Genomic DNA, 24,895 nt, shown 5'->3' with positions numbered 1-24,895 from the left:
GCCCTGCCGACCAGCATAGGGCGCGGCGCCGCCGGGCGCCCGGGACGGCGCCCGCGGCGTCAGGCGGCGGGGGAGACCAGCGCGCGCAGCTCGTCGTGGGGGAGGTTCGCCCCGAAGGCCGGTGTGCCGGGCTGCAGGCGCGCGCCGGCGGACAGCGGGCCCGCGACGACGGGGTCGAAACCGAGCCGGTCGACGAGACCGGCGACCTGCGCCACGTCGTCGGCGTCGTCCCCCGCGACGGCGATCGCCCGGCGGCCCGGGGCTCCCGCAGGACGGGCCCCGGCGTCCAGGTCGTGGTAGCCCATGTGGTTGAACGCCTTGACGACCCGCGACGCGGCCAGGAACTCCTGCACGAGCTCGCTCGTCGAGGCGGCCGGGTCGCTGAGGTCGGCCCGGTGCCCGTCCACCTCCCACCAGTAGTTCATGGCGTCGACGACGAGCTTGCCGGCCAGCGCGTCCGCAGGCACGGTGCGGTACCGGCCCAGCGGCAGGGCGAGCACGACGACGTCGGCCTTCGCCGCGGCCGCCTGGGCCGTGACGGCCTGCGCGCCGGGCGCGAGCACCTCGACGGTCAGCGCGATCCTCGCCGGGTCGCCGGAGCCCGCGACGAGCACGCGGTACCCGGCCTCCACGGCGAGCCGCGCCAGGACCGTGCCGACCTTGCCCGCACCGAGGACGCCGATCGTGGCGGTCACGCGGCACCGCCTGCCGTGACCGGCTCCGCCGGGGACGCCGCGGCGTGCTCGGCGACGAGCTCGCGGACCCGGGGGACCACCTGCGTGCCGTACAGCTCCACGTTGCGCAGGCGGGCCTCGGCGGGCTGCGCGCCGGTGGTGTAGATCATGTCGAACCGGCCGACGCCGAGCTCGGTCACCGCGGACGCGATCTTGCGGGCCACGGTCTCCGGCGAGCCGATGTACAGGGAGCCGTGCGCCACCTCGGCGTCGTACTCCTCGCGCCGGATCGGCGGCCAGCCGCGGGAGGCGCCGATGCGGTCGCGCTGGAGGCGGTAGTGGGGCCAGAAGATCTCGACGGCCTCCTCGTCGGTGTCGGCGACGAACCCCGGCGAGTGCATCCCGACCGGGTGCGCCGTCGTGCCGAGCTGGGCGGTCGCGCGCCGGTACAGGTCGACGTACGGCGCGAACCGGCCGGGCTCCCCGCCGATGATCGCGAGCATGAGGGGCAGGCCGTAGTGCGCGGCCCGGACCACGGACTGCGGGGAGCCGCCCACGCCCACCCACGTCGACAGGTGGCCGGACTCGGTCTTGGGGAAGACGTCGGCGTCGCGCAGCGCGGGCCGGGTGGTGCCCGACCAGGTGACCGGCTGCTCCTTGAGGAGCTCGGTGAAGAGGTGGATCTTCTCGTCGAAGAGGAGGTCGTAGTCGGCCAGGTCGTAGCCGAACAGCGGGAACGACTCGGTGAACGACCCGCGCCCGAGGATGACCTCTGCGCGGCCGTCCGAGAGCGCGTCGAGGGTGGCGAAGCGCTGGAAGACGCGCACCGGGTCGTCGGAGGACAGCACCGTGACGCCCGAGGCGAGGCGGATCCGCTCCGTGCGCGACGCGATCGCGGCGAGCACGGTCTCCGGCGTCGAGATCGCGTACTCGGGCCGGTGGTGCTCGCCGAGGGCGACGACGTCGACGCCCACCCGGTCGGCCAGCACGGCCTCCTCGACGACCTGGCGGATCGCGGCGGCGTGCGAGACGAGCTCGCCGTCGGCGCCCACCGGGCGGTCGCCGAACGAGTCGAGCCCGAGCTGGAGCGTGGTCATGATGCCCTCCCGTGACGGTGTCGGTCGCCGGGGGTAACGTCGGAATTGACGTGTCAATTCCCGAGGGCTGGAGGGCGGCATGACCCAGGGCCGGGACGGCGGTCGGCGCTCGCCGACCAGCGACCAGCTGCGCACCTGGCGCGAGTTCGTCGAGACCACGGACGCGCTGCGCTCGCGGCTGTCCGCGCGCCTGCAGGCCGAGTCGGGGCTCTCGTCGTCCGACTACGCCGTCCTGCTCGCCCTGCACGACGCCCAGGGTCACTGCCTGCGCTCGTCGGCGCTCGCGGACGCTGTCGGCTGGGAGCGCAGCCGCCTGTCGCACCAGGTGGGCCGCATGGAACGGCGCGGCCTGGTCGCCAGGCAGGGGAGCCGCGCGGCCGGCGTCGCGCTCACCGACGACGGCGCGGCGACGTTCCGGCGCGCGTCCGTCGCGCACCTGCGCGTCGTGCGGCAGCTCTTCGTCGACGCGCTCACCGACGACCAGCTGGCGGCCGCCGGCGAGATCGCCGTCGCGCTGCGGGCCGCGCTGGACCGTCCCGAGCCGTCCCCGGCCCAGGCTCCGGCCGAGGGCTGAACCGCTCCGGGCAGGCCGCGCGCGCGTCGGTGGGTCGTGCCACGCTCGTCGCATGTCCACCTCTCCCGGGCGCGGCCCGGTGACCCCGCTCGTCGACCTGCACGGCAGGTCCGCGTGGAGCGTGCTCCCGCCGCTCATCCTCGGCTTCTTCATGATCATGGTCGACACGACCATCGTGAACATCGCCATCCCCACCCTGACCGAGCAGTTCTCCGCCTCCCTCATCGAGGTCGGCTGGGTCAACAGCGCCTACCTGCTCTCGTACGCGGTGCTGATGCTCCTCGCCGGCCGGCTCGGCGACCGCTACGGGCAGAAGTCGGTGTTCATCGCCGGGTTGATCGTGTTCACGACGTTCTCGTTCCTGTGCGGGTTCTCCGGCAACATCGGCTCGGAGCCCGAGATCGGCTGGCTCATCGGCTTCCGGGTGGTCCAGGGCGTCGGCGCCGCGATGATGACGCCGCAGACGATGTCGATGATCACGCGCGTCTTCCCGCCCACCCAGCGCGGAGCGGCGATGGGGCTGTGGGGCGCGACGGCGGGCGTGGCGACGCTCGTCGGCCCGCTCCTCGGCGGCGTCTTCGTGGAGACGATCGGCTGGGAGTGGATCTTCTACGTCAACATCCCGGTGGGCGTGGCGGCGCTGTGGTTCTCGGTCGCGCGGCTGCCGCACCTGCCGTCGCACGGCACCACGATCGACCCGCTGGGCGTGGTGCTGTCCGTCCTGGGCCTCGCGGCGGTGGTCTTCGGCCTCCAGGAGGGCGAGAACTTCGACTGGGGCCACATCTGGGGGCCGTTCTCCGTGTGGTCGGTGGTGGGTCTCGGCGTCCTCGTGCTCGCGGTCTTCGTGTGGTGGCAGCACCGCCAGGGCCCGCGCGCTCTGCTGCCGCTGCGGCTGTTCCGCTCGCGCAACTTCTCGCTCGCGAACGTCGACGGCATGGTCGTGACCTTCGCGATGATCGGCATCTTCTTCCCGCTGACGATCTTCCTGCAGTCGATCCTCGGCCTGACGCCCATCAACGCGGCGCTCGTGATGATGCCAGGCTCGCTCGTGTCCGGCGTCGTCGCGCCGTTCGCGGGCCGGCTGTCGGACCGGGTGCCCGCCAAGTGGGTGGTGGCGGCCGGGTTCGCCGCCATCGCCGGCGCGGTGCTGTGGCTCGCCGCGGTGCTCGACCCGGACCTGTCCCCGTTCGCGCTGCTGTGGCCCATGGCGCTGTTCGGCGTCGGCACGGGGCTCACGTTCTCGCCGCTGTCCAACCTGGCGACGTCGGGGCTCGACGCGCGCACGGCCGGGGCGGGCGCCGGTGCGTTCAACACCACCCGTCAGGTGGGCGGGGTCATCGGGTCGGCGGTCGTCGTGGCGCTGCTGTCCGCCCGGCTCACGGTCACGGTCCCGGCGGCCGCGCAGGACGTCGCCGCGCAGCTGCCCGAGCAGTACCGCCAGGCGTTCGTCGACGGCATCTCGCAGGCGAGCGGCAGCCTCGGCACGACGGCGGTCGGGTCGGTGCAGCTGCCCGACCAGGTGCCGGCCTCGGTCGCCGAGCAGGTCGGGGCGGCCGCCCAGCAGGCGTTCTTCGCGGGCTTCGCCGACGCGGCGGCGCAGACGCTGCTGCTGGTGGGTGTGGTGCTCGTCGTCGGGGTGCTCTGCGCGGCGGCGATGTCCCCCGTGCAGCACCGCGAGCACGAGGCCGCGCCGACGGCGGCCTGACACCCCCGGGAGCGTCGTGGGCGCCCGTCCGGCGCTGTTCCGGGCAGGAACGGCGCCGGACGAGCGCCCACGGTGCTCGATGGGTCAGGCGCGGATGTCTCCGCTGAAGTCGACGTCCCTGGTCTCCTTCTGCAGCCACAGCGCGACGAACGTGATCGCGGCCATCGCCGTGAGGTACACGCCCACCAGCACCGGGGACTCGGCGGCCTCCCACAGCCACACCGCGACGAACGGGGCGACGGCGGCACCGAGGATCGACGCGAGGTTGTAGGCCACCGACGCGCCCGTGTAGCGCACGTTCGCGGGGAACAGCTCGGGCAGCAGCGCGGCCATCGGGCCGAAGGTCAGGCCCATGAGGGTGAAGCCGATGATGAGCAGCGACTGCACGCCGATCGTGCCGCCCGCGAAGAGGGGCACGAACAGCAGGCCGAAGGCGGCGATGCCTCCGGTGACGACCAGCAGCATCGGGCGGCGGCCGTACTTCTCGGCCAGGGGTCCGGACGCGAGCGTGAAGAGGCCGAAGAACACGCAGCCCACGATGAGCATCCAGAGGAAGTCGATCTTCTCGTAGCCCAGGCCCGCGGGGGAGCCGTCGGTGGGGGAGGTGGCCGCGACGCCGTAGTTCAGCGTGAACGTGGTCATCAGGTAGAAGAGCCCGTACGTGGCGAGCATGATGAACGTGCCCGAGACGATCTTGCGCCACGAGGTGCGGAAGACCTCGGCCACCGGCACCTTCGCCACGGCCTCCGCCTCGACGACCTTGGTGAACGCGGGCGTCTCGATGAGCTTGAGCCGCACCCACAGGCCCACGATGACGAGCACCGAGCTGGCTAGGAACGGCACGCGCCAGCCCCACGACGTGAACTGCGCGTCGGTGAGGGTCTGGGACAGCCCGATGAAGACGAGGTTGGCCAGGATGAAGCCGATCGGCGCGCCGAGCTGCGGGAACGTGCCCCAGATCGCGCGCTTGCCGGCCGGTGCGTTCTCGGTGGCCAGCAGGGCGGCGCCGCCCCACTCGCCGCCGAGGCCCAGGCCCTGGCAGAACCGGCACAGCACCAGGACGAGCGGCGCGAGCACGGCCCAGCCCGGCGTGGTGGCGGCGGGGATCACGCCGATGACGACGGTGGCGATCCCCATGGTGAGGAGCGACGCGACGAGAGTCGTCTTGCGCCCCACCCGGTCGCCGAAGTGCCCGAAGAGCACCGACCCGAGCGGCCGGGCGACGAAGGCGACGCCGAACGCGGCGAACGACGCGAGCAACGCCGTCGTGCCGTCCTGGTTCGGGAAGAACAGCGCCGGGAACACGAGCGAGGCCGCGGTCGCGTACGCGTAGAAGTCGTAGAACTCGATGGAGGTGCCGATGAGCGACGCGACGATGACGCGGCCGCGCGAGTTGACGGCCGGCGTCGGCGTGCTGGGGGCGCCCGACGTGACGGAGGAGGTCATGGTCGACGACCGTAGAACCGGCGTCCCGCATCATGAACAATTGTCTCAGAATATGAATGGCGCCCCGCTGCGTGCCGGTGCCCGCCGCGTGAAGGTGTGGTGAACGTGAATAAGCCCGCCGGGGCGCGTGTTGGCACCACCGTGCCGGGCGAGGCAGGATCGACGGCGCGCTGGGACGACGGTACCGACGGCATCCCAGGACCACTGCATCCGTAACGACGGGACGAACACGACGACATGAACGATCTGCTGCACGTCAACGGCGGGACTCCTCTCGAGGGCACGATCACGGTCCGGGGGGCGAAGAACTTCGTCTCCAAGGCGATGGTGGCGTCGCTGCTGGGCGAGTCGGCGAGCGTCCTGCGCAACGTGCCGCAGATCCGGGACGTGGGCGTGGTCACGGGCTTGCTGGAGCTGCACGGGGTGACGGTGAAGTCGGACCCGGACGCCGGGATCCTGGACCTCGACCCGTCCAACGTCGAGTCGGCGCACGTGGCGGACATCGACGCGCACGCGGGCTCGAGCCGGATCCCGATCTTGTTCTGCGGGCCGCTGCTGCACCGGCTCGGTGAGGCGTTCATCCCCGACCTGGGCGGCTGCCGGATCGGCGACCGGCCGATCAACTACCACCTGGACATCCTGCGCCAGTTCGGCGCGGTGGTGGACAAGATGCCCAACGGCATCCAGCTGCGCGCGCCGCGCCGGCTGCAGGGCACCAAGATCTCGCTGCCGTACCCGTCGGTGGGCGCCACGGAGCAGCTGCTGCTCACCGCGGTGCGGGCCGAGGGCATCACGGAGCTGACCGGCGCGGCGACCGAGCCGGAGATCATGGACCTGATCGCGGTGCTGCAGAAGATGGGCGCGATCATCTCGGTGGACACCGACCGGGTGATCCGGATCGAGGGTGTGGACCGGCTCGAGGGGTACTCGCACACGGCGCTCGGCGACCGGATCGAGACGGCGTCGTGGGCGTCGGCCGCGCTGGCCACCGGCGGTGACGTGACGGTCAAGGGTGCGACGCAGCCCGAGATGATGACCTTCCTCAACACGTTCCGGAAGGTCGGCGGCCGGTTCGACGTGCAGGAGGACGGGATCCGGTTCTGGCACCCGGGCGGGGACCTGGACTCGATCGTGCTGGAGACGGACGTGCACCCCGGCTTCATGACGGACTGGCAGCAGCCGCTCGTCGTGGCCCTCACGCAGGCCAAGGGCCTGTCGATCGTGCACGAGACGGTGTACGAGAACCGGTTCGGGTTCGCCGACGCGCTGCGGAAGATGGGCGCGACGATCCAGGTGTACAAGGAGTGCCTCGGCGGGCGCGACTGCCGGTTCGGGCAGCGCAACTTCCACCACTCGGCTGTCATCTCGGGCCCGACGCCGCTGTCCGCGGCGGACATCGAGGTGCCGGACCTGCGGGGCGGGTTCTCCCACCTGATCGCGGCGCTGGCGGCGAAGGGGACCTCCACGGTGCGGGGCATCAGCCTGATCGACCGCGGGTACGAGTCGTTCCAGGACAAGCTCGTCGCGCTCGGCGCCGACGTCTCCCGCGGCTGAGGCACCTCGACCGCCGGGGCCGGGAGGTAGGCTCTGGCCCCGTGCCGATCGCCCGACCTGACTCCCGTGGTTACCGCCTCGTCGCGCGCATAGTGCGGCCGCTGCTGTTCTCGATGGTCCGCTACGACTGGGACGGCGGCGAGGAGAACCTGCCCCGTGAGGGCGGGTTCATCGCCGCCGCCAACCACGTCACCGAGTACGACGCCCTGACCCTGGCGCACTACCTCTTCGACAAGGGGTTCGAGCCGCGGATCCTGGCGAAGCGCGGCCTGTTCACCGCGCCGGTGGTCGGGTCGGTGCTGCGCGCGACGCGGATGATCCCGGTGGACCGCGGCACGTCCGCGGCCGCCCGGTCGCTCGAGGACGCGGGCAACCAGCTCGGCAGCGGCGCCTGCGTGGCGATCCTGCCGGAGGGCACGCTCACGCGGGACCCCGACCTGTGGCCGATGGAGGGCAAGACCGGCCTGGCGCGGCTGGCGCTCGTCAGCCGGCTGCCGGTCGTGCCCGTCGCCCAGTGGGGCGCCCACAAGATCCTGCCGCGGTACGGCCGCCTGCTGCGGCCCTTCCCGCGCAAGCCCGTGACGATCGTCGCCGGCCCGCCCGTCGACCTGTCGGACCTGTACGACCGGCCGATCGACACGCAGACCCTGCGCGAGGCCGCCAACCGCGTCATGGACGCGATCACCGTGCAGCTCGCCGGGATCCGGGGTGAGGCGGCCCCGTCCGCCCGCTTCGACCTTCGCAAGCACCCCGAGTACGAACGCAAGCAGACCGTCTACCCGCCCGTGGAGCGCCCATGACGAACCCGACCACCGCACCCACGTCCGGGAACCCGTCGGCGCCGACCCGTGTCGCCGTCCTGGGCTCCGGGTCCTGGGGGACGACCTTCGCGATGGTCCTCGCCGACGCGGGCTGCGACGTCCGCCTGTGGGGTCGGGACCCGGCCGTCGCGGCCGAGGTCACGACCCGGCGCACCAACAGCAAGTACCTGCCCGGCATCGAGCTGCCCGCGATGACGGGCACCACCGACGCCGCCGCGGCGCTGGCCGGCGCGCAGATCGTCGTCGTCGCCGTGCCGTCGCAGGTGTCGCGCGCCACGCTCGCCGGCCTGCGGGACCTCGTCGAGCCCGATGCCGTCATCGTCTCCCTGATGAAGGGGGTCGAGCTCGGCACGGACGAGCGCATGAGCCAGGTCATCGTCGAGGCGCTCGACGTGCCGCTGTCGCGCGTGGCCGTCGTCTCGGGCCCGAACCTCGCGGCCGAGATCGCCCGCCGCCAGCCCACGGCGACCGTGGTGGCCTGCCAGGACGAGTCGGCGGCGAGGTTCGTCGCCGACGCCTGCTCGAACTCCTACTTCCGCCCCTACACCAACGACGACGTGGTCGGCGTGGAGCTGTGCGGGGCGGTGAAGAACGTCATCGCGCTGGCCGTCGGCATGGCGCAGGGCCGCGGCTTCGGGTCGAACACCGCCGCGACCGTCATCACGCGCGGCCTGGTCGAGATCACGCGCCTCGGCCTCGAGCTCGGTGCCGACGCCGCGACCTTCTCCGGGCTCGCGGGGATGGGCGACCTCGTGGCGACCTGCACGTCTCCGCTGTCGCGGAACAACACCCTCGGCCGCCACATCGGCGAGGGGATGTCGCTGGAGGAGGCGGTGGTCGCCACCGGTACGACGGCGGAGGGCGCCAAGTCCTGCCGCTCCGTGCTCGACCTCGCCGCCAAGCACGGGGTCGACATGCCGATCACCGCCGGGGTCGTCGCGGTGCTGTACGAGGGCCTCCCGGTGGAGGAGATGGCCCGCGGACTGCTCGCGCGCCCGCAGAAGTCCGAGGGCGTCGACGGCTGATCGTCGCCCGCCGTACGGTGGCGCCATGACTCCCGCGCCGCCTCCCGCGCCCCGGCCCGTCCTGGTGTTCGACGTCCTCGGCACGCTGGTCGACCAGGCGGGGAGCCTCGAGGCCGCGGTGCAGGGCGCGGGGCTGGACGCGGGGACCGCGCGCGGCGTCGTCACGACGTGGCTCGGCCGGGTCGCCGACCGGGAGCGGGACGTGGTCGCGGGGCGTCGTGGCTTCGCGCCGAGCGGCGTCCTGGACCGCGAGGTCCTCGCAGGGCTGGCGGCCGAGGGCGCGCTGCCGGCGTCCGCCGTCGACCGCCTCGCGACCGCCGCCGAGCGGCTGCGCCCCTGGCCGGACTCCGTGGCGGGCGTGGCGGCGCTGGCGCGGGACTTCACCGTGCTCGGCCTGTCCAACGCGGACCGTCGCACGCTCGCCGCGCTGCGCGGGGACGCCGGCCTGGCATGGCACGAGGTGCTGTCGGCGGAGGACGTCGGCACCTACAAACCGGATCCTGCGCTCTACGTCGCGGCGGTCGCGGCGGCGACGGGCGGTGCGACGGGCGAGGCGAGCGCCGGCCCGCCCGTCATGGTCGCCGCCCACGCCTGGGACCTGCGCGCGGCCGCCGCCGCGGGGATGCGCACCGCCTACGTGCCGCGGCCCCAGGGCGACGCCCCGCGGGACGACGACGCGTTCGACCTGCACGCCGCCGACCTGGCGGACCTGCACGGCCGCCTGCTCGACGGGGAGCTGCGGACGGTGGGCTGACGCGTCAGGTGGCGGGGCCGGCCCCCGAGCGCAGCGCCTGGTCGAGGTCCGCCCAGAGGTCCTCGACGTCCTCGACGCCCACGGACAGGCGCAGCAGGTCCTCGGGCACGGTGCGCGACTCGGTGGCGAACCGCCGGCGACGCTCGAGCGTGGACTCGACGCCGCCGAGGGACGTGGCGGGCACCCAGAGGCGCACGGCGGCGACGACGGCGTCGGCGGCGGCGGGACCGCCGTGCGGACGGACGCCGAGGATCGCGCCGAAGCCGTTCATGAGGCCGGCGGCACGCTCGTGCCCGGGGTCGCCGGGCAGCGACGGGTGCCGCACCTCGGCCACGCCCGGGTGCTCGGCGAGGCGGCGGGCGAGCTCGGCCGCCGACGCGTTCGCCCGCTCCACCCGCAGGTGCAGCGTGCGCAGGCCACGCAGTGCCAGCCACACCTCCATCGGGCCGGGGATGGCGCCGTGCAGCGTGCGGTACGCCCGCAGCCCGGCGACGATCTCGTCGTCGCGGGCGACGGCGGCGCCCAGCACGACGTCGGAGTGCCCGGCCAGGTACTTGGTCACCGAGTGCACGACGACGTCCGCACCGAGGTCGAGCGGGCGCTGGCCGAGCGGCGTCGCGAACGTGTTGTCGACGACGCTGCGCACGCCGCGCTCGCGCGCCGCCGTGAGGATCGCGGGCAGGTCCGCGACCTCCAGCATGGGGTTGGTGGGCGACTCGGCGAGCAGCACGTCGGCGCCGTCGAGCGCCGCGACCACCTGCGCGGTGTCGGAGATGTCGACCCGGCGCACGTCGACCCCGTGCCGGGCGGCGAGGTCGTCGAGGTAGCCCAGCGACACCTGGTACGCGTGCCGCGGCACCACGACCGCGCCGCCGTGGGGCACGTCGCCGACCGCCGCGATCACGGCCGCCATGCCCGAGCCGAAGACCACGCCGTGCCGGGCGCCCTCCAGCGCCGCCAGCGCCTCCTCGAACGGGTGCCACGTCTCGGTGTCCATCCGCGTGTACAGCAGCTCGCCGGGGCCGGTCACGCCCTGGTTGACGTAGGTCGAGCTGAGCACGACCGGCGGGTTCACGGGACCGCCCTGGACCCGGGGCGGGCGGCCCGCCGTCACGGCGAGGGTGGCGGGGGAGAGCGGCACATGCGGTCCGTGCGGGTCGTGCGTCATGGCCGCAGGGTACGACGGCGCACCCGGCCGGCGACGCGCCGTCCCATCGACCTGGCTCTGACACGTCCTGGGCAGCACGGACCGTCAGAGCTGCGGCGGGATCCATGCCGACGTGACTCTGACACCTCGGGTCAGACGGCGGCGCGTGGCTCGACGAGGCGGGCCAGCAGCTCGACCAGCAGGCGTTCGACGAGCGGCGCGGGCAGCGCCTCCACGAGTGCCAGCAGCGGTGCCATCGGACCGACGCCGGGAGCGGCGTCCGGGTCGTCGCCGACCGTCCCCAGGCCGACCGCGTCGAGCAGGGCCGCCGCCGTCGCGGAGTCGAGAGGTGCGGCGGGGTCGAGGGGCGGGAGGGAGCCGAGCAGCGCGCCGGCGTCGGGCCGTGGCAGGCCGCGGACGTCGTCGGCCGCCGCGCGCAGCACGGGCACGAGCTCGCCGAGCACCCCCTCGGTGACCGGGGTGACGGTGAGGTGCGTGGTGTGCGGCAGTCGGGTGCCGTCGCCCTGCTCCAGCCCGGGCTGGGCCTGGAGGGTCCAGCCCCGGGTGGAGACGGCGTCCGCCCACAGGTGCGGGTCCACGCGGCGCTCCGCCGGCACGGCGTCGTCGGCGGCGACGGCGAGCAGCGGCCCGACGGGGGAGCCGACGACGCGCAGCCCGTCGATCCCGGCCGGTCCGTCGACGGCGTCGCGCAGCGCGAGGGTGGCGCGCCGGGCGCGGCCGGCGAGCGTCGCGAGCCCGTCCGCGCCGAGGGCCTGCAGGATCGCCCACGCGGCGGCGAGCGGGCCGCCGGAGCGGGAGCCGAGCAGCGTCGGGTTCACCACGGGGTACCCGGGCCAGCGGGTGGTGGCGAAGTACTGCGCGCGCTGCCGGTCGCGGTCCCGGTGCAGCAGCACGGACGCGCCCTTGGGTGCGAAGGCGTACTTGTGCAGGTCGGCGCTCACGCTGGTGACGCCCGGCACGCGCAGGTCCCAGGCGGGCAGGCCGGGCCAGAACGGCAGGGCGAACCCGCCGATGCACGCGTCCACGTGCACGGGCACGCCCGCCGCGGAGGCGAGGGCCGCGACGTCGGCCACCGGGTCGGCGGCGGCGTGCGGGTACGACGGCGCTGAGACGACGACGAGGGCGACGTCGGCGGCTCCCTCCGGGCCGGCGGCCAGGCGCGCGCCGAGGGCCGCGGCGTCCACGGCTCCCGCCGCCGGGCCGTCGGCGGCGACGGGCACGAGGTCGAGCTCCAACCCGTACAGGTGCGCGGCCTTCTGGAACGCGGCGTGCACCGTGACGGGCGCGACCAGCCGGGGTCGCGCCTCGCCCGGCCGCAGCCCACGGGCGGTGAGCCACATGTCCCGCGCGGACTGCACCGCGAGCAGGCAGCTCTCCGTGCCGCCGCTGGTCACGGTGCCGACGGTGTCGGCATCGCCGCCGAGCAGGTCGCGGGCGAAGGCCACGACGTCGCGCTCCAGGGCGGCCACCGAGCCGAACGTCGTCGGGTCGAGCCCGTTGACGGGCTGCATCGCGCGCGCGGCGTCGCCGGCGAGCGCGTCCAGCTCGGGGACGCCGGGGTCGTACACGTAGCTGAGCACCCGGCCGCCGTGGGTGGGGGCGTCGCGGTGGCGCAGGGTGGCCAGCGCGGCGAGCACGGCGGCAGGGTCCTGGGCCAGGTCGAGCGCGCCGTCGGGCAGGGCAGGGCGGTTCACGGGGCCTCCTGGGGTCGGGGAGCGGGAGTGTCGGCCCGGGTGGGGCCGGGGTCCGCGGAGGAGTAGGGGGCGACGTCGGGGGCGGCGTCGGGCGCGTCGACGTCGCGGCGGCGCAGCGGGTACCGGCCGAGGGGCAGGAGGCTCGCGGCCACGAGCAGCGCGGGCAGGAGGCTGAACGACGCGACGACGCCGAGCACGGCGGCGGCGGGCTGGACGACGGTCTGCCCGCCCGTGGACTCCACGTAGCCGGTCACGGCGAGCACCACGGTCAGCAGGGTGGTACCGAGCGCCATGCCGGTGGTCTCGCCCGCGGTCCAGACGCCGCCGAACGCGCCGGCGCGGTCGGTGCGCGTCGTGCGGGCGTCGTGCGCGATGACGTCGGGGAGCATCGCCATCGGCAGCGACTGCATGCCCGCGTACGCCGCGCCGGCCAGGGCCACGGGCCCGTACACCCAGGCGCCGGGCGACCAGGCGAGGGGCAGCAGCGCGAGCGCCGCCACGGCGAACAGCACCGACGCCAGCCGGAACGCACGCTCCTTCCCGACGCGCCGGGCGAGCACGCCCCACGCCGGCGTCACGACGAGCGCCGGCCCCACCAGCGCGACGAACAGGAACGTCACGGCGGCGGTGTCGTGCAGCACCCAGGTGGCGACGTACTGGGCGCCCGCGAGCATGGCGCCGGTGGCGAGCGCCTGCAGCACGAAGGTGCCGAGCAGCGTGCGGAACGGACGGCTCGAGCGCAGCAGCCCGAGTCCCTCGCGGTAGTGCGCGGCGAGCCGCGCCCGCGCTCGTACCGGCCGTGGCGGGGCGGGCGGCCCCGCCGAGCGCTCGGCCGTCGACGCGAGCAGCAGCGCCGCCCCGAGCACCAGCGACGCGGCCACCGCCATGAGCAGGTACCCGAGCCTCTCGTCGTCGCCCCCGAGCCCGCGCAGCGCGGGCCCGCCGCCGCCGAACAGCAGGATCGCGGCGGTGAGCACCACCACCCGCGCGGTGAGCAGGCGGGTCCGGGCGTCGTAGGTGGCGGCCAGCTCGGCAGGCAGGGCGATGTACGGCACCTGGAACAGGCTGAACGCCGTCGCCGCCGCGAGGAACGCGAGGAGCACCCAGGTCGCGGCGCCCGCCGGGGCGAGGGAGGCGGGGACGGCGAACGTCAGGGTGAAGAACACCGGCAGGGCGAGGCCGCCCACCACCATGAGGCGGCGACGACGGCCGGTGCGGGCGCGCTCGCGATCGCTGGCGGCGCCGATGAGCGGGTCGATGACGACGTCCCACACCTTCGCGGCGGTGACCAGGAGGCCCGCGAGGCCCGCGGCGACGCCGAGCGTGTCGGTGAGGTAGAAGACCAGCACCAGGCCGGGGAGCGTCGCGAACCCGCCGGTGCCGACGGACCCGACGGCGTACCGGGCGACCGTGCCCCTGCGCAGCGTCATGACGCGGGATCGTAGCGGTCCGGGAATGCCGCGGGCGCCACCGTGCTTGTGCGTGCTGTGACCCAGGCGACGAACTCTGCCCCGGCCGGCCCCGCGCTCGGCTCCCTCGACGTCGACGCGGCGCCCCTGGTGCTCGGCGGCAACGTGTTCGGCTGGACGGCGGACGACGCGGCGTCCTTCGCCGTCCTCGACGCGTTCGCCGACGCCGGTGGCCGCATGATCGACACCGCCGACGGCTACTCCGCGTGGGTGCCGGGCAACTCCGGGGGCGAGAGCGAGGAGACGATCGGGCGCTGGCTGGCGCGCACGGGTCGCCGCGACGACCTGCTGGTCGCGACCAAGGTCGCCGCGCACCCGCAGTTCCGCGGGCTCTCGGCGTCGAACGTGCGCGCCGCCGCGGAGGCGTCGCTGAAGCGCCTCGGCACCGACCGCATCGACCTGTACTACGCGCACTTCGACGACGCCGACACCCCACTTTCGGAGACTGCCGCGGCGTTCTCGGCCCTCGTCGACGACGGCCTCGTGCGCGAGATCGGCGTCTCGAACTACACGCCGGAGCGGATCGACGAGTGGTTCGCCGCCGTCGACGCCGGCGGGCTGCACCGTCCCGTGGCCCTGCAGCCGCACTACAACCTCGTGGAGCGCGGGTTCGAGGACGGGCTGCGGCGGCCCGCCGAGCGGCACGGGCTCGGGGTGCTGCCGTACTACGCGCTCGCCTCCGGCTTCCTCGCCGGGACCTACCGTGACGGTGAGGCGCCCGACAGCCCGCGTGCGCACGGCGCGGCGCGCTACCTCGACGACCGCGGGCGGCGCGTGCTGGCCGCGCTCGACGACGTCGCGGCCGCCCACGACGTGCCCGTCGCGTCCGTCGCGCTGGCCTGGCTGCGCGCGCAGCCGACCGTCGTCGCTCCCATCGCAAGCGCCCGGCACACGGGCCAGCTCGGCGCCCTGCTGCGCTCGATGACGCTGGAGCTCACCCCCGACGAGCTCGCCCGGCTGGACGGCGCCTCGTCCTGAACCCGGAGCTGTCAGGGCCACGGTGACGCCAACCTCCACGTGGCTCTGACAGCTCGGGAGGCGGGTCGGTCCTCGCTCAGTCCTCGAGGGGGCCGAGCACCGCCTGCGCGACGGTGGAGTGCGCCGACTCGTCGTCGGACGGGTGGAAGATCCCGGCCAGCACGTCGCGGTAGAGCCGCCCCAGCTCGGAGCGGTTGAAGTACGTGGAGCCGCCGGAGCAGCGGATCGCCTCGTCCACGACCTGCCGTGCGGTCTCGGTGACGCGGACCTTGAGCCCCGCCGTCGAGCGGAAGAAGCCGGCACCCTTGTCGACCTGGGCGTCGACCTCCCCGGCCACCAGGTCGAGCTGCGGCCACAGGCCGTCGAGCGCGAGGGCGGCCGTGCCGATGCGCCAGCGGATGTCCGGGTCCTGCGAGTAGGCCTTGCCGGTCTTCATCGAGCGCCGCTTCCCGACCGTCTCGACGGCGAGCGTCAGCGCGCGGTCCGCGATACCGAGGTACACGCTCGCGAGCAGGATCTCGAAGCTGGTGAAGATGCCCAGCACGTACGGGTCGAGGCTGGGGCCGGGCGCGATGCGGCGCAGCACGCGGTCGGCGGGCGCGAGCGCGCCGTCGAGCACCGTGGTGCAGGACTGCGACGCCCGCATGCCGAGCGTGTCCCAGTCGTCCTTGATCTCGAAGCCGCCGCCGTCGCGGGTGACGAACGCGTGCACGACGCGCGGGTCGTCGGGGTCGGTCGCGTTGTCCAGCCCCATGACGCCCAGGCGGGTCCAGCCGGGGGAGTTGGACGTGAAGATCTTCGTGCCGTGGAAGGAGTACCCGCCCTCGCCGTCCGGGCGCGCCTCGGTGCGCGAGCCGAGCAGCACCAGGTCGTTGCCCGCCTCGGAGTAGCCGAAGCCGAAGACCTCGCCGTGCGCCGTCTCCTCGAGCAGCCAGTCCAGCGAGTGGTCGCCGCGCTCGTGCAGGAACCGGGCCACGCCGACCCACACGTGGTGCATGTTCACCGCGAGGGCCGTGGCGGGGGCGGCACCGGCGAGCCGCGCCTGCTCGCGTGCGGCCTCCCGCAGGGTCAGCCCGGCGCCGCCCAGGTGCTGGGGCACCATCGCCTGCAGGTACCCGGCGGCCTTCAGGTCGGCGAGGTCGTCGGCGAAGAACGCGTTCTCGCGGTCGTACGCCGCCGCCCGGCCGCGGATCGTCTCCAGCAGCTCGTCGGTGAGGATCTGGCGAGGGGCGGAGAGCGGCGAGGGGAAGGGCGACGGCGCGGCGTCCGGCGAGGTCACAGGCATGACCTCACCGTACGCCGCGCCCTGGCCCGGCCGCCCGGGCTTCGACGGCGGCGGGCCTGACGACGGGTCAGACGTCCGCCGTCGCCTCCTGCGCCTGCGGCAGCAGGCGGTACAGCACGTCCGCCAGCGTGACGACGCCCAGCGTGCGCCCGTCGTGCCGCACCAGCGCGAGCTGCTCTCCCGCCTCGCGCAGCAGCGAGATCGCCGCGTGCACGGTGGTCGCCGCGTCGAGCACGAACGGCGCGCGCGCCACGGGTGCCACGGGGGCGGCGTCGTCGAGCAGCAGGGTGTCGCGCACGTGCACGACGCCGGTCACCTCGCCGTCGACACCGCCGTCGCGCAGCAGGATGCGCAGGTGGCCGGAGGTCACGGACGCCGCCCGCACGTCGGCCGCCGTCGCGTCCGCCGGCACCGCGGTGGGCCGCGCGCCCGCGGCCAGGAGCGTGTCGACCGTGAGGGTCTCCAGCTCCAGAGCGCCCGCGATCTGCGAGGAGTACGCGGCGTCGAGGGCGCCGACGTTCGCCGAGTGCTCCACGAGGTGACGCAGCGTGGTCGGGTCGTGACCCGCCTCGATGTGGTCCACCGGCTCCACGCCGACGGCCCGCAGGCACCGGTTGGCCAGCGCGTTGAGCCAGCGCAGCACCGGCCGGGTGAGCCACATGAACGCCCGCATCGGCAGGGCGAGCAGCGTGGCGGACGCCTCGGGGTGCGCGATGGCCCACGACTTGGGCGCCATCTCGCCCACCACGAGGTGCAGGAAGGTGACGATGATCAGCGCGAGCACGAAGCCTGCGACGTCGGCCACCCAGTACGGCGCCCCCCACCCGGCGAAGAGCGGCGTGAGCCAGTGGTGCACGGCGGGCTTGGTCACGGCGCCGAGCGCCAGGGTGCACGCCGTGATGCCGAGCTGGGACCCGGCGAGCAGCAGCGTGAGCTCGGACGAGCTGCGCAGCGCGGCCCGCGCGGACCGGCTGCGCGGAGCGGCGTCCTCCAGCCGGTGGCGGCGCGCCCCCAGCAGGGCGAACTCCACCGCCACGAAGAACGCGCTCAGCGCGATGATGACGACGGTCGCCGCGACGACGACCCAGGGGTTGCTCATCGGTCGTCCTCCTTCGCGGGGGCGGGCGTGGCGTCCGGGACCGGCTCGACCGTGCCCTCCGCGGTGCCCTCGAACAGGCGCACGCGCACCAGGTGGGGCACGTGGCGCTCGACCGAGATCACGTCGACCTCCAGCCAGCGACGGCGGGGCTCGTCGTGCACGAGGTCCGCCGGGTCCGGCGGCAGCTCGACCGTCACCGCGTCGCCCGCGCGGGGCAGCGCGCCGGTCTGCGCGATGAGCAGCCCGGCGACCGTCTCGTGGTCGCCGCGCGGCAGGTCGTGCCCGATGGCGCGCTCCGCCTCGTCCAGGTGGACGTCGCCGCCCATCACCCAGGCGCCGTCGTCCTCGGGCGAGACGGTGACCGGCAGGGCCGGGTCGTGCTCGTCGGTGATCTCGCCGACCAGCTCCTCCGCGAGGTCCTCGAGGGTGAGCACGCCCGCGAACCCGCCGTACTCGTCGACGACGACGGCGAGCTGGTTGCGGGTGCGCGTCAGCTCGGTGAGGGCGTCCGGCAGCGCCATGAGGGTGGGCAGCACCGTGACCGGTCGCATGAGCTCGGTGACGGGCGCGGCGTCGCCGAGGCCGGTCCGCAGCAGGTCGGTGAGCTGGACGACGCCGAGCGCACGGTCCTCGGCGTCCACCACGGGGTAGCGGGAGTGGCCGCCGGCCATGAGCGTGCGCAGCTCGCCCACCGTGAGGGCGGGGTCGACGGTGCCGACGCGCGAGCGCGGGATCATGGCGTGCTCGACGTCGTGCTGCGGGAAGTCGAGGATGCGGTCCAGCAGCACCGACAGGTCGTCGGGCAGGTCGCCGCTCTCGCGGGAGTCCGCGACGATGTGCTCGAGGTCGCGGGCGGTGGCGGAGTGCTCGACGTCGTGCACGGGCTCGATGCGCAGCAGCCGCAGCAGGGCGTTCGACGCCTTGTCGAAGACGGCGATGAGCCAGCCGAGCACCGTGAGGTACGCCGTCGTCGAGCCGGCCAGGCGCAGGGCCGTGGGCTCGGGGCGGGCGATGGCGAGGTTCTTCGGGAACAGCTCGCCGAAGAGCATCTGCACCAGCGTCGAGACGACGAGGGCCGCGACGGTGCCGACGGCCACGCCGACCCCGGTCGGGACGCCGACGCCGCCGAGCAGGGTGCCCAGCGCGTCGCCCACCAGGGGCTCGGCCACGTAGCCGACCAGCAGGCCGGTCACGGTGATGCCGAGCTGGGCGCCCGAGAGCACGAAGGACGTGCGGCGCGTGACGGCGAGGGCACGCTTCGCGGTCGCGTCACCGGCCTCCGCGCGGGCGGCGAGCCGGGAGCGGTCCACGGTCATGTAGGCGAACTCCTGGGCGACGAAGTAGGCCGTCGCCGCCGTGATCACGAGGATCACCAGGATGCCGAGGAGGAGGGAGAGGACGGCGGTCACCGGTGGTGCACCGCCTCAGGGTCGTGCGGAGTCGGGGGCTGCGAGGAGCCCGGACTATGACTGGGATCGTCGGCGGGCGCGGCCTGGTCCTCGGCCGCGGGCGCCGCGATGGCGTTCGCGTCGTTCGTGATGTCCACGATCGCCCCAACGTCGCTCCCGTGCCATCGGTTCCCGGCGCTACGCTCCCGTGCACACGGTCGACGAGGACCGTGCCGCACGAAGGGACCGCCATGTCCGAGACCAGCACCGACCGCTCCGTCATCCGCAGCCCGCACGCCGACGTCGAGATCCCCGACGTCACCCTCCACGAGTTCCTCTTCGCCTCGTTGGACGACGCTGACCGGGGTCGTGTCGCCCTGGTCGACGGTCCGAGCGGTGCCACGACCACGTACGGCGAGCTGCGCGACCGCGTGGACGCCATCGCCGGGGCGTTCGCCGCCCGCGGCCTGGGCGTCGGGGACGTGGTGGCCCTGCACAGCCCCAACGTGCCCGCGTTCGTCGCCGTGTTCCACGGCCTGCTGCGGGCCGGGATCACCGTGACGACGATCAACGCGCTCGCGTCCGGGCGCGAGGTCGCCAAGCAGCTGGGGTCGTCGGGGGCGAAGGCGCTCGTGACGGTCTCCGCGCTGCTGCCGGCGGCCGAGGCGGGTGCCGACGCCGTCGGGATGGCGACCGCCGACGTGGTCGTGCTCGACGGCGCGGACGGCCACCCGTCGCTCGGCGAGCTCCTCGCGGGCGGCCACGCCGCGCCCGACGTCGCGTTCGACCCCCGCACGCACCTCGCCGTCCTGCCGTACTCGTCCGGCACGACCGGGCTGCCGAAGGGCGTGATGCTCACCCACCGCAATCTCGTGGCGAACGTGGTGCAGACGGAGGCGTACCTGCCCCTCACGCGCGACGACGTCATCCCCGCGGTGCTCCCGTTCTTCCACATCTACGGCATGACGGTGCTGATGAACGGCGCGATCTACCAGCGTTCGACGCTCGTCACGCTGCCGCGGTTCGACCTCGCCGAGTACCTGCGCGTCGTCGAGCAGCACCGGGCCACCGTGCTGTTCGTCGCGCCGCCCATCGCGCTGGCGCTCGCCAAGCACCCCGCGGCCGCCGGTCGTGACCTGTCGAGCGTGCGGATGCTCATGTCGGGGGCGGCGCCGTTCGACGAGCACCTGGCCGAGGCCGTGGCCCGACGCCTGCCGGGCGCCCGGGTGCTGCAGGGGTACGGGATGTCGGAGATGTCGCCGGTCTCGCACGTCGTGCCCGTCGACCGGACCGACATCTCCCCGGGCACCGTCGGCCTGCTGGTGCCGAACATGCTCGCCCGGGTCGTCGACCCGGCCACGGGGGAGGCGATCGCGCAGCCGGCCGAGGGCGTGAGCGCGCCCGGCGAGCTGCTGTGCGCCGGTCCGAACGTCATGGTCGGGTACCTCGCGGACGAGCAGGCCACCCGCGACACCCTCGAGCCGGACGGCTTCCTGCACACCGGCGACATCGTGACGGTCGACTCCGACGGCGCGTTCACCGTCGTCGACCGGCTCAAGGAGCTCATCAAGCACAAGGGCTACCAGGTGGCGCCGGCGGAGCTGGAGGCGCTGCTGCTCACGCACCCCGAGATCGCGGACGCGGCCGTGATCGGCGTGCCCGACCCGGAGTCGGGGGAGGTGCCGAAGGCCTTCGTCGTGCGGGCCGAGGGCAGCGCGTTGAGTGCCGCGGACGTGCAGGACTTCGTCGCGGCACAGGTCGCGCCGTACAAGAAGGTGCGGGTCGTGGAGTTCGTCGACGCGGTCCCGAAGTCCGCCGCGGGGAAGATCCTGCGCAAGGAGCTCCGCGCCCGCTGAGGCGGTCGGGACGGCGGGCCCGGGTCCGGTAGGTTGGGCGGCGATGTCCGACGCCACCGCCGCTCCCACGACGAGCCCCGTCCCTGCCGTCCCGACCGCGGGTGACGGCACCCCGCGCAAGACCCGCGTCGCCGTGCTGTTCGGCGGGCGCTCGGGCGAGCACGCCATCTCCGCGTCCACCGCGGCCGGCGTGCTGCGCGCGATCGACCGCGACCGCTACGACGTCGTGCCCGTGGGCATCACGCGCGAGGGCCGCTGGGTGATCGCCGCCGACGACCCGGAGCGCTGGCAGATCACCGACGGCCGCCTCCCGGAGGTGACGGCCGACTCCGGCGCCGAGGTCGTGCTGTCGCTCACCCAGGGAGAGCGCACCCTGCGCGTGCTGGAGCCGGGCCAGGTGCCCGCGCTGCTCGGCGAGGTCGACGTCGTCTTCCCGCTGCTGCACGGCCCGTTCGGCGAGGACGGCACGGTGCAGGGCCTGCTGGAGCTGTCGGACGTGCACTACGTCGGCGCGGGCGTGCTGGCCTCGGCGGTCGGCATGGACAAGCACTTCATGAAGCTCGTGCTCGCCGGCCAGGGCCTCACGGTCGGCCCGTACGTCGTGATCCGGCCGCGGGACTGGGAGCGGGACCGCGCCGCGTGCGTCGCCGCCGTCGAGCCGCTGGGCCTGCCGCTGTTCGTCAAGCCCGCCCGCGCGGGGTCGTCGCTCGGCATCACGCGCGTGGACGACCTGGCCGACCTGCCCGCCGCCGTCGAGGCCGCGCGCGAGCACGACCCCAAGGTGGTCGTCGAGGCAGGGATCGAGGGTCGCGAGATCGAGTGCGCGGTGCTCGGCGGGCACGACGGCGCCCGGGCGCGCGCGTCGCTGCCCGGCGAGATCGTCGTCGACCACGACAGCCACGCGTTCTACGACTTCGAGGCGAAGTACCTCGACGAGGCGCACGTCGACCTGCGCTGCCCGGCCGAGCTGCCGCAGCCCGTCATCGACGAGATCCGAGAGGTCGCGGTGCGCACCTTCGAGGCCGTGGAGGCCGAGGGGCTGTCCCGGGTCGACGTCTTCGTCACCCCCGACGAGCGCGTGATCGTCAACGAGATCAACACCATGCCGGGGTTCACGCCGTTCTCGATGTACCCGCGCATGTGGGAGGCCTCGGGCGTGAGCTATCCCGAGCTCGTCGACGAGCTCATCCAGCTCGCCCTGGAGCGGCCGACCGGCCTGCGCTGACCGCGCCACGCCCGGAGGGTCAGGGCACCACCAGCTCGCCGAGCGGGCCCGGCGCGTGCGCGACCTCCCACAGGAACCCGTCGGGGTCGGTGAAGTAGCCGGAGTAGCCGCCCCACTCGCGCCGCACGCCGTCGCGGACGGTCGGCGCCCCGGCCCGGCGCGCCTGCTCGAGGACGGCGTCCACGCCGGCAGGGGCCCCGACGTTGTGCGCGAGGGTCAGCGGCGCGGTGCCGCCGCGCACGACCGGCCCGATCTCCTCGGTGGCGTGCTCCTCGTCCCACATCGACAGCACGACGTGCTGGCCGACCTGGATCATCAGCACCTCGCCGGGGGCCTCGAGGAGCGGTTCCCAGCCCAGGCCGTCCACGTAGAACCGCCGGGTGGCGGCGAGGTCGGAGACGACGAGGGTCACGAGGCTCAGGCGTTGGTCCATCCGGACACCGTGCCACGGGCGGCCGACGCGCGCCTCGGCAGTCGCGTCAGGTGCACTGCGCGGTCGGCGGCACGTTGCTCACGGCCTGGGCGAGGTCGCCGATGAACGACGTCGAGTGGCTCTCGGTGACCGACGGCGGCACGACGACTTCGACGGCGGGCTCGCGGCCGTAGGTGGTGAACCGCCACGTGCCGTCCTTCCCGGCCTCGACGATCCAGTCGACGGCGCCCGCGGGCGACTCGACCCGCTGGCAGTCGGGCGACGGCCCGGGCGGGGTGACGCCGCAGCGCAGGGTCACGGCGGCCCCGGGCTCGCCCCAGGCGGCGGTGGCCTGGGCGTTGGTCTTCGCCTTGTCGAGGTCGCCCGCGAGCACGTCGGGCAGCGCGAGCATGACGGGCGCGCAGTCCGGGTTCGCGGCGTCCTCGGCGGGCGTCGCGCCGATCGTGGTGGCGCAGGCCGCCAGCGGGAGGACGAGGACGCCCAGCGCGGCGGTGCGGGCGGCGCGGGACGACATCAGGGCACGAGCACGTCGGAGCACACGGGGCACGGCGACCACGCTACCGGGCGGGACGTGCCCGACGACCGCCTACAGTCGTCCCCGTGACCGACGCCACCCGCGCCCTCGTGCGCGACCTGTCCGAGGAGGACCTGCTCGCGCGGATCTTCCCGCTGCTGCCCCTGGCGTCGGCGACCCTGCTCGGCCCGGGGGATGACGCGGCGGTGGTGGCGGCCCCGGACGCGCGGTTCGTCGTCACGACGGACGTGCTCGTCGAGGACCGGCACTTCCGCCGGCGCTGGTCGGGCGGGTACGACGTCGGGGCGCGGGCCGCGACGGCCAACCTCGCGGACGTCGCGGCGATGGGCGCGCGCCCGACCTCCGTGGTCGTGTCGCTCGTGGTCCCGGGGGACCTGCCGGTCGACTGGGTGACCGGGCTGGCCCGCGGCCTCGCTGACGTGTCCGCGCCGGTCGGCGCGGGCGTCGTGGGCGGGGACCTGTCGGGAGGCGAGACCGTGGTCGTGGCGGTCACCGCGCACGGCGACCTGGAGGGCCGTGCCCCCGTGACGCGCGCCGGCGCGCGGCCGGGCGACGTCCTGGCCTACGCGGGGCACCGTGGGCTCTCGGCGGCGGGCCTCGCGCTGCTCGACGCCGGCGCGGCGACCCCGGCGGACGCGACGACCGTCGACGACGCGGCGGGGGTCGGGGCCTGCGTGGCCGGCTACCTGCGCCCGCAGGCGCCGCTCGCCGCCGGCCCGGCGGCGGCCCGGGGCGGGGCCACCGCGATGCTCGACGTCTCCGACGGACCGCTGCGCGACGCGGGCCGGCTGGCTCGCGCGAGCGGTGTCGGCGTGGACGTCGAGGCGGGCGCGCTGGCGGGCGACGTCGAGCGGCTGCTGCCCGCCGCCCGGGCGCTGGGGCTCGGGCCGGAGGCCGCCCGGGACGCCGCGCTGGGGTGGGCTCTCACCGGGGGAGAGGACCATGGCCTGCTCGCCGCGTTCCCGCCCGGCGTCGCGCTGCCGGCGGGGTTCCGGCGGGTGGGGAGCGTGCGACCGGGGCCCGCCACCGTCACCGTCGACGGCACGGAGCCCGCCGCGCGCGGCGGCTGGGACCACTTCGGCGGCTGAGCCGCGGGCGACGACGCTCAGCCGCGGCGGTAGCGCACCTCGGTGACGGGGGTGTCGCCGATGTCGTCCATGCGCTCGACGCCGTCCGCCTGGAAGCCGTGGCGGCGGTAGAAGTGCCGTGCGCGCTCGTTCTGCGCGAGCACCCACAGCGACATCGGCGTGCCGTCGGGGACGTCGGACAGGACGGTGCGCATGAGGTCGCGGGCCACACCGCGGCCCCAGGACTCGGGGTCGAGGTAGATCGCGTAGAGCTCGAGGTCGCCGTCCTCGGCGTCCTCGTCGCGCGACGGTCCGTAGCTCGCGAAGCCCAGCAGGCGCCCGTCGCCCTCGGCGACGAGGGTCGTGCGGGTGCCCTCGTCGAGGATCTGCTGCCACTGGGCGGCGCGCTCGGCCGCGTCGAGGGAGTCGAGGTACTCGGCCGGCAGCACGCTGGCGTAGGCGCCCTTCCACGAGGTGAGGTGCACCTGGGCGATCCGCCCGGCGTCGGTCACGGCGGCGGGCCGGATCTCCACGTCGCTGTCGGTCTGCACGATCATCTGCTCAGAGTGCCACGCCGCCGCCGCTTCGGCCAAGGCCGTTTGGTGAATCCTTCACGAATTCTTTGCCGGTGTCCGCGGGCGACGAGCGCGCCGGGACGCGGGGGGTGTGCGAGGGGACGACGAGACGCCCGTCGGGAAGATCCCGACGGGCGTCTCGTGGAAGCGTCGATGCACCGGGCGTGCCCGGTGCGCAGGCTCAGGCCTGGCGCGTGACCTTGCCCGCCTTGAGGCAGGAGGTGCAGACGTTCACACGCTTGGGGGTGCCCGCGACCACGGCACGGACGCGCTGGATGTTCGGGTTCCAGCGGCGCTTCGTGCGGATGTGGGAGTGCGAGATGCTGTGCCCGAAGCCCGGGCCCTTGCCGCAGACGTCGCAGTTGGCAGCCACGGTCTCTCCTGAATCGTCGTGACACGACCCGCGCCAGGGCAGCAGGACGTGAAGCTTGGTGGTTGGGGGAGCCCGGAACAAGCCGGGCAACCACACGAGG

At 74.5% G+C, this 24,895-nt stretch carries 23 protein-coding genes; 10 read left to right on the top strand and 13 right to left on the bottom strand.

Annotated elements, in window-relative coordinates; genetic code table 11:
* Nucleotides 1-59: 59 nt before the first annotated feature.
* The gene (locus tag ACFCZN_RS04260; protein ID WP_430555926.1) at nt 60-695 is read right to left on the bottom strand and encodes an NADPH-dependent F420 reductase; all 636 of its coding nucleotides are present in this window, start codon (nt 693-695) and stop codon (nt 60-62) included.
* Complete coding sequence (locus ACFCZN_RS04255) at nt 692-1,771, bottom strand: LLM class flavin-dependent oxidoreductase (protein ID WP_430555925.1); 1,080 nt, start codon at nt 1,769-1,771, stop codon at nt 692-694. The genes ACFCZN_RS04260 and ACFCZN_RS04255 overlap by 4 nt, the downstream gene beginning before the upstream one ends.
* Nucleotides 1,772-1,850: 79 nt before the next feature.
* Between ACFCZN_RS04255 and ACFCZN_RS04250 the strand changes: the two genes are divergently transcribed.
* Nucleotides 1,851-2,345 carry a MarR family winged helix-turn-helix transcriptional regulator gene (locus tag ACFCZN_RS04250; RefSeq protein ID WP_429763979.1) on the top strand — a complete coding sequence of 165 codons (495 nt, stop codon included), beginning with the start codon at nt 1,851-1,853 and terminating at the stop codon, nt 2,343-2,345.
* Between the two features lie 52 nt (nt 2,346-2,397).
* Nucleotides 2,398-4,050, top strand: a complete 1,653-nt coding sequence (locus ACFCZN_RS04245; RefSeq protein ID WP_430555924.1) for a DHA2 family efflux MFS transporter permease subunit — start codon at nt 2,398-2,400, stop codon at nt 4,048-4,050.
* An 84-nt stretch (nt 4,051-4,134) separates the two neighbouring features.
* Here ACFCZN_RS04245 and ACFCZN_RS04240 read toward each other — a convergent pair whose 3' ends face one another.
* On the bottom strand, nt 4,135-5,496 hold the full coding sequence (locus ACFCZN_RS04240) for an MFS transporter (protein ID WP_430555923.1): 1,362 nt from the start codon (nt 5,494-5,496) through the stop codon (nt 4,135-4,137).
* 237 nt (nt 5,497-5,733) lie between these two features.
* On the opposite strand from ACFCZN_RS04240, the gene murA reads away from it, so the two are divergent.
* From murA to ACFCZN_RS04220, 4 genes are read left to right on the top strand one after another with little or no spacing between them, the layout of a single operon-like run.
* Nucleotides 5,734-7,050, top strand: a complete 1,317-nt coding sequence (murA, locus tag ACFCZN_RS04235; RefSeq protein ID WP_429763982.1) for a UDP-N-acetylglucosamine 1-carboxyvinyltransferase — start codon at nt 5,734-5,736, stop codon at nt 7,048-7,050.
* A gap of 41 nt (nt 7,051-7,091) precedes the next feature.
* On the top strand, nt 7,092-7,850 hold the full coding sequence (locus ACFCZN_RS04230) for a lysophospholipid acyltransferase family protein (protein WP_430555922.1): 759 nt from the start codon (nt 7,092-7,094) through the stop codon (nt 7,848-7,850).
* Complete coding sequence (locus ACFCZN_RS04225) at nt 7,847-8,896, top strand: NAD(P)H-dependent glycerol-3-phosphate dehydrogenase (protein ID WP_429763984.1); 1,050 nt, start codon at nt 7,847-7,849, stop codon at nt 8,894-8,896. Before ACFCZN_RS04230 ends, ACFCZN_RS04225 begins: the two co-directional genes overlap by 4 nt.
* Before the next feature lie 25 nt (nt 8,897-8,921).
* Nucleotides 8,922-9,650 carry an HAD-IA family hydrolase gene (locus tag ACFCZN_RS04220; protein ID WP_430555921.1) on the top strand — a complete coding sequence of 243 codons (729 nt, stop codon included), beginning with the start codon at nt 8,922-8,924 and terminating at the stop codon, nt 9,648-9,650.
* 4 nt (nt 9,651-9,654) lie between these two features.
* Here ACFCZN_RS04220 and ACFCZN_RS04215 read toward each other — a convergent pair whose 3' ends face one another.
* From ACFCZN_RS04215 to ACFCZN_RS04205, 3 genes are all read right to left on the bottom strand, one after another.
* Nucleotides 9,655-10,818: a trans-sulfuration enzyme family protein gene (locus ACFCZN_RS04215; protein WP_430555920.1), complete on the bottom strand. Its 1,164-nt coding sequence runs from the start codon at nt 10,816-10,818 to the stop codon at nt 9,655-9,657.
* A gap of 131 nt (nt 10,819-10,949) precedes the next feature.
* Nucleotides 10,950-12,512, bottom strand: a complete 1,563-nt coding sequence (locus ACFCZN_RS04210; protein WP_430555919.1) for a pyridoxal phosphate-dependent decarboxylase family protein — start codon at nt 12,510-12,512, stop codon at nt 10,950-10,952.
* Nucleotides 12,509-13,942 (bottom strand): MFS transporter, encoded by a 1,434-nt coding sequence (locus tag ACFCZN_RS04205; RefSeq protein WP_430555918.1) that lies wholly within the window; start codon nt 13,940-13,942, stop codon nt 12,509-12,511. Before ACFCZN_RS04205 ends, ACFCZN_RS04210 begins: the two co-directional genes overlap by 4 nt.
* A gap of 57 nt (nt 13,943-13,999) precedes the next feature.
* Here ACFCZN_RS04205 and ACFCZN_RS04200 point away from each other — a divergent pair, with 57 nt between their 5' ends.
* Nucleotides 14,000-14,959: an aldo/keto reductase gene (locus ACFCZN_RS04200; RefSeq protein WP_430555917.1), complete on the top strand. Its 960-nt coding sequence runs from the start codon at nt 14,000-14,002 to the stop codon at nt 14,957-14,959.
* Between the two features lie 76 nt (nt 14,960-15,035).
* On the opposite strand, the gene ACFCZN_RS04195 is transcribed toward ACFCZN_RS04200, so the two are convergent.
* The 3 genes from ACFCZN_RS04195 to ACFCZN_RS04185 form a co-directional block, all read right to left on the bottom strand.
* Nucleotides 15,036-16,244: an acyl-CoA dehydrogenase family protein gene (locus tag ACFCZN_RS04195; RefSeq protein ID WP_430555916.1), complete on the bottom strand. Its 1,209-nt coding sequence runs from the start codon at nt 16,242-16,244 to the stop codon at nt 15,036-15,038.
* A gap of 67 nt (nt 16,245-16,311) precedes the next feature.
* Complete coding sequence (locus ACFCZN_RS04190) at nt 16,312-17,343, bottom strand: CNNM domain-containing protein (protein WP_430555915.1); 1,032 nt, start codon at nt 17,341-17,343, stop codon at nt 16,312-16,314.
* Complete coding sequence (locus tag ACFCZN_RS04185) at nt 17,340-18,752, bottom strand: hemolysin family protein (RefSeq protein ID WP_430555914.1); 1,413 nt, start codon at nt 18,750-18,752, stop codon at nt 17,340-17,342. Before ACFCZN_RS04185 ends, ACFCZN_RS04190 begins: the two co-directional genes overlap by 4 nt.
* Before the next feature lie 230 nt (nt 18,753-18,982).
* Between ACFCZN_RS04185 and ACFCZN_RS04180 the strand changes: the two genes are divergently transcribed.
* Together ACFCZN_RS04180 and ACFCZN_RS04175 are read left to right on the top strand one after the other, a co-directional pair.
* Nucleotides 18,983-20,587 carry an AMP-binding protein gene (locus ACFCZN_RS04180; RefSeq protein WP_430555913.1) on the top strand — a complete coding sequence of 535 codons (1,605 nt, stop codon included), beginning with the start codon at nt 18,983-18,985 and terminating at the stop codon, nt 20,585-20,587.
* A gap of 43 nt (nt 20,588-20,630) precedes the next feature.
* Entirely contained in the window at nt 20,631-21,812 is a 1,182-nt protein-coding gene (locus tag ACFCZN_RS04175; protein ID WP_430555912.1) for a D-alanine--D-alanine ligase family protein, read from the top strand.
* A 19-nt stretch (nt 21,813-21,831) separates the two neighbouring features.
* Here the strand turns inward: ACFCZN_RS04175 and ACFCZN_RS04170 are convergent, their stop codons facing one another.
* Nucleotides 21,832-22,245 (bottom strand): VOC family protein, encoded by a 414-nt coding sequence (locus ACFCZN_RS04170; RefSeq protein ID WP_430555911.1) that lies wholly within the window; start codon nt 22,243-22,245, stop codon nt 21,832-21,834.
* 46 nt (nt 22,246-22,291) lie between these two features.
* On the bottom strand, nt 22,292-22,792 hold the full coding sequence (locus ACFCZN_RS04165; RefSeq protein ID WP_430555910.1) for a DUF3515 family protein: 501 nt from the start codon (nt 22,790-22,792) through the stop codon (nt 22,292-22,294).
* 53 nt (nt 22,793-22,845) lie between these two features.
* Here ACFCZN_RS04165 and ACFCZN_RS04160 point away from each other — a divergent pair, with 53 nt between their 5' ends.
* Entirely contained in the window at nt 22,846-23,868 is a 1,023-nt protein-coding gene (locus ACFCZN_RS04160; RefSeq protein WP_430555909.1) for a thiamine-phosphate kinase, read from the top strand.
* Nucleotides 23,869-23,885: 17 nt separating this feature from the next.
* On the opposite strand, the gene ACFCZN_RS04155 is transcribed toward ACFCZN_RS04160, so the two are convergent.
* The gene (locus ACFCZN_RS04155) at nt 23,886-24,404 is read right to left on the bottom strand and encodes an N-acetyltransferase family protein (RefSeq protein WP_429763999.1); all 519 of its coding nucleotides are present in this window, start codon (nt 24,402-24,404) and stop codon (nt 23,886-23,888) included.
* 199 nt (nt 24,405-24,603) lie between these two features.
* Nucleotides 24,604-24,795, bottom strand: coding sequence for a 50S ribosomal protein L28 (gene rpmB / locus ACFCZN_RS04150; RefSeq protein WP_069984843.1), 192 nt, complete (start codon nt 24,793-24,795; stop codon nt 24,604-24,606).
* Nucleotides 24,796-24,895 lie beyond the last annotated feature (100 nt).

Source organism: Isoptericola sp. NPDC056134, assembly GCF_042264825.1.
GTDB classification, from domain to species: domain Bacteria; phylum Actinomycetota; class Actinomycetes; order Actinomycetales; family Cellulomonadaceae; genus Isoptericola; species Isoptericola nanjingensis.
Note: the sequence above shows the minus strand (reverse complement) of the source record. Positions and strands in the feature narration are given on the sequence as shown.

Excerpts from the sequence above, each read along its gene's own strand:
- ACFCZN_RS04255 (WP_430555925.1), bottom strand. The coding sequence starts at position 1,771 with ATGACCACGCTCCAGCTCGGGCTCGACTCGTTCGGCGACCGCCCGGTG.
- ACFCZN_RS04250 (WP_429763979.1), top strand. The coding sequence starts at position 1,851 with ATGACCCAGGGCCGGGACGGCGGTCGGCGCTCGCCGACCAGCGACCAG.
- ACFCZN_RS04245 (WP_430555924.1), top strand. The coding sequence starts at position 2,398 with ATGTCCACCTCTCCCGGGCGCGGCCCGGTGACCCCGCTCGTCGACCTG.
- ACFCZN_RS04240 (WP_430555923.1), bottom strand. The coding sequence starts at position 5,496 with ATGACCTCCTCCGTCACGTCGGGCGCCCCCAGCACGCCGACGCCGGCC.
- murA (WP_429763982.1), top strand. The coding sequence starts at position 5,734 with ATGAACGATCTGCTGCACGTCAACGGCGGGACTCCTCTCGAGGGCACG.
- ACFCZN_RS04225 (WP_429763984.1), top strand. The coding sequence starts at position 7,847 with ATGACGAACCCGACCACCGCACCCACGTCCGGGAACCCGTCGGCGCCG.
- ACFCZN_RS04220 (WP_430555921.1), top strand. The coding sequence starts at position 8,922 with ATGACTCCCGCGCCGCCTCCCGCGCCCCGGCCCGTCCTGGTGTTCGAC.
- ACFCZN_RS04215 (WP_430555920.1), bottom strand. The coding sequence starts at position 10,818 with ATGACGCACGACCCGCACGGACCGCATGTGCCGCTCTCCCCCGCCACC.
- ACFCZN_RS04205 (WP_430555918.1), bottom strand. The coding sequence starts at position 13,942 with ATGACGCTGCGCAGGGGCACGGTCGCCCGGTACGCCGTCGGGTCCGTC.
- ACFCZN_RS04195 (WP_430555916.1), bottom strand. The coding sequence starts at position 16,244 with ATGCCTGTGACCTCGCCGGACGCCGCGCCGTCGCCCTTCCCCTCGCCG.
- ACFCZN_RS04190 (WP_430555915.1), bottom strand. The coding sequence starts at position 17,343 with ATGAGCAACCCCTGGGTCGTCGTCGCGGCGACCGTCGTCATCATCGCG.
- ACFCZN_RS04180 (WP_430555913.1), top strand. The coding sequence starts at position 18,983 with ATGTCCGAGACCAGCACCGACCGCTCCGTCATCCGCAGCCCGCACGCC.
- ACFCZN_RS04175 (WP_430555912.1), top strand. The coding sequence starts at position 20,631 with ATGTCCGACGCCACCGCCGCTCCCACGACGAGCCCCGTCCCTGCCGTC.
- ACFCZN_RS04170 (WP_430555911.1), bottom strand. The coding sequence starts at position 22,245 with ATGGACCAACGCCTGAGCCTCGTGACCCTCGTCGTCTCCGACCTCGCC.
- ACFCZN_RS04155 (WP_429763999.1), bottom strand. The coding sequence starts at position 24,404 with ATGATCGTGCAGACCGACAGCGACGTGGAGATCCGGCCCGCCGCCGTG.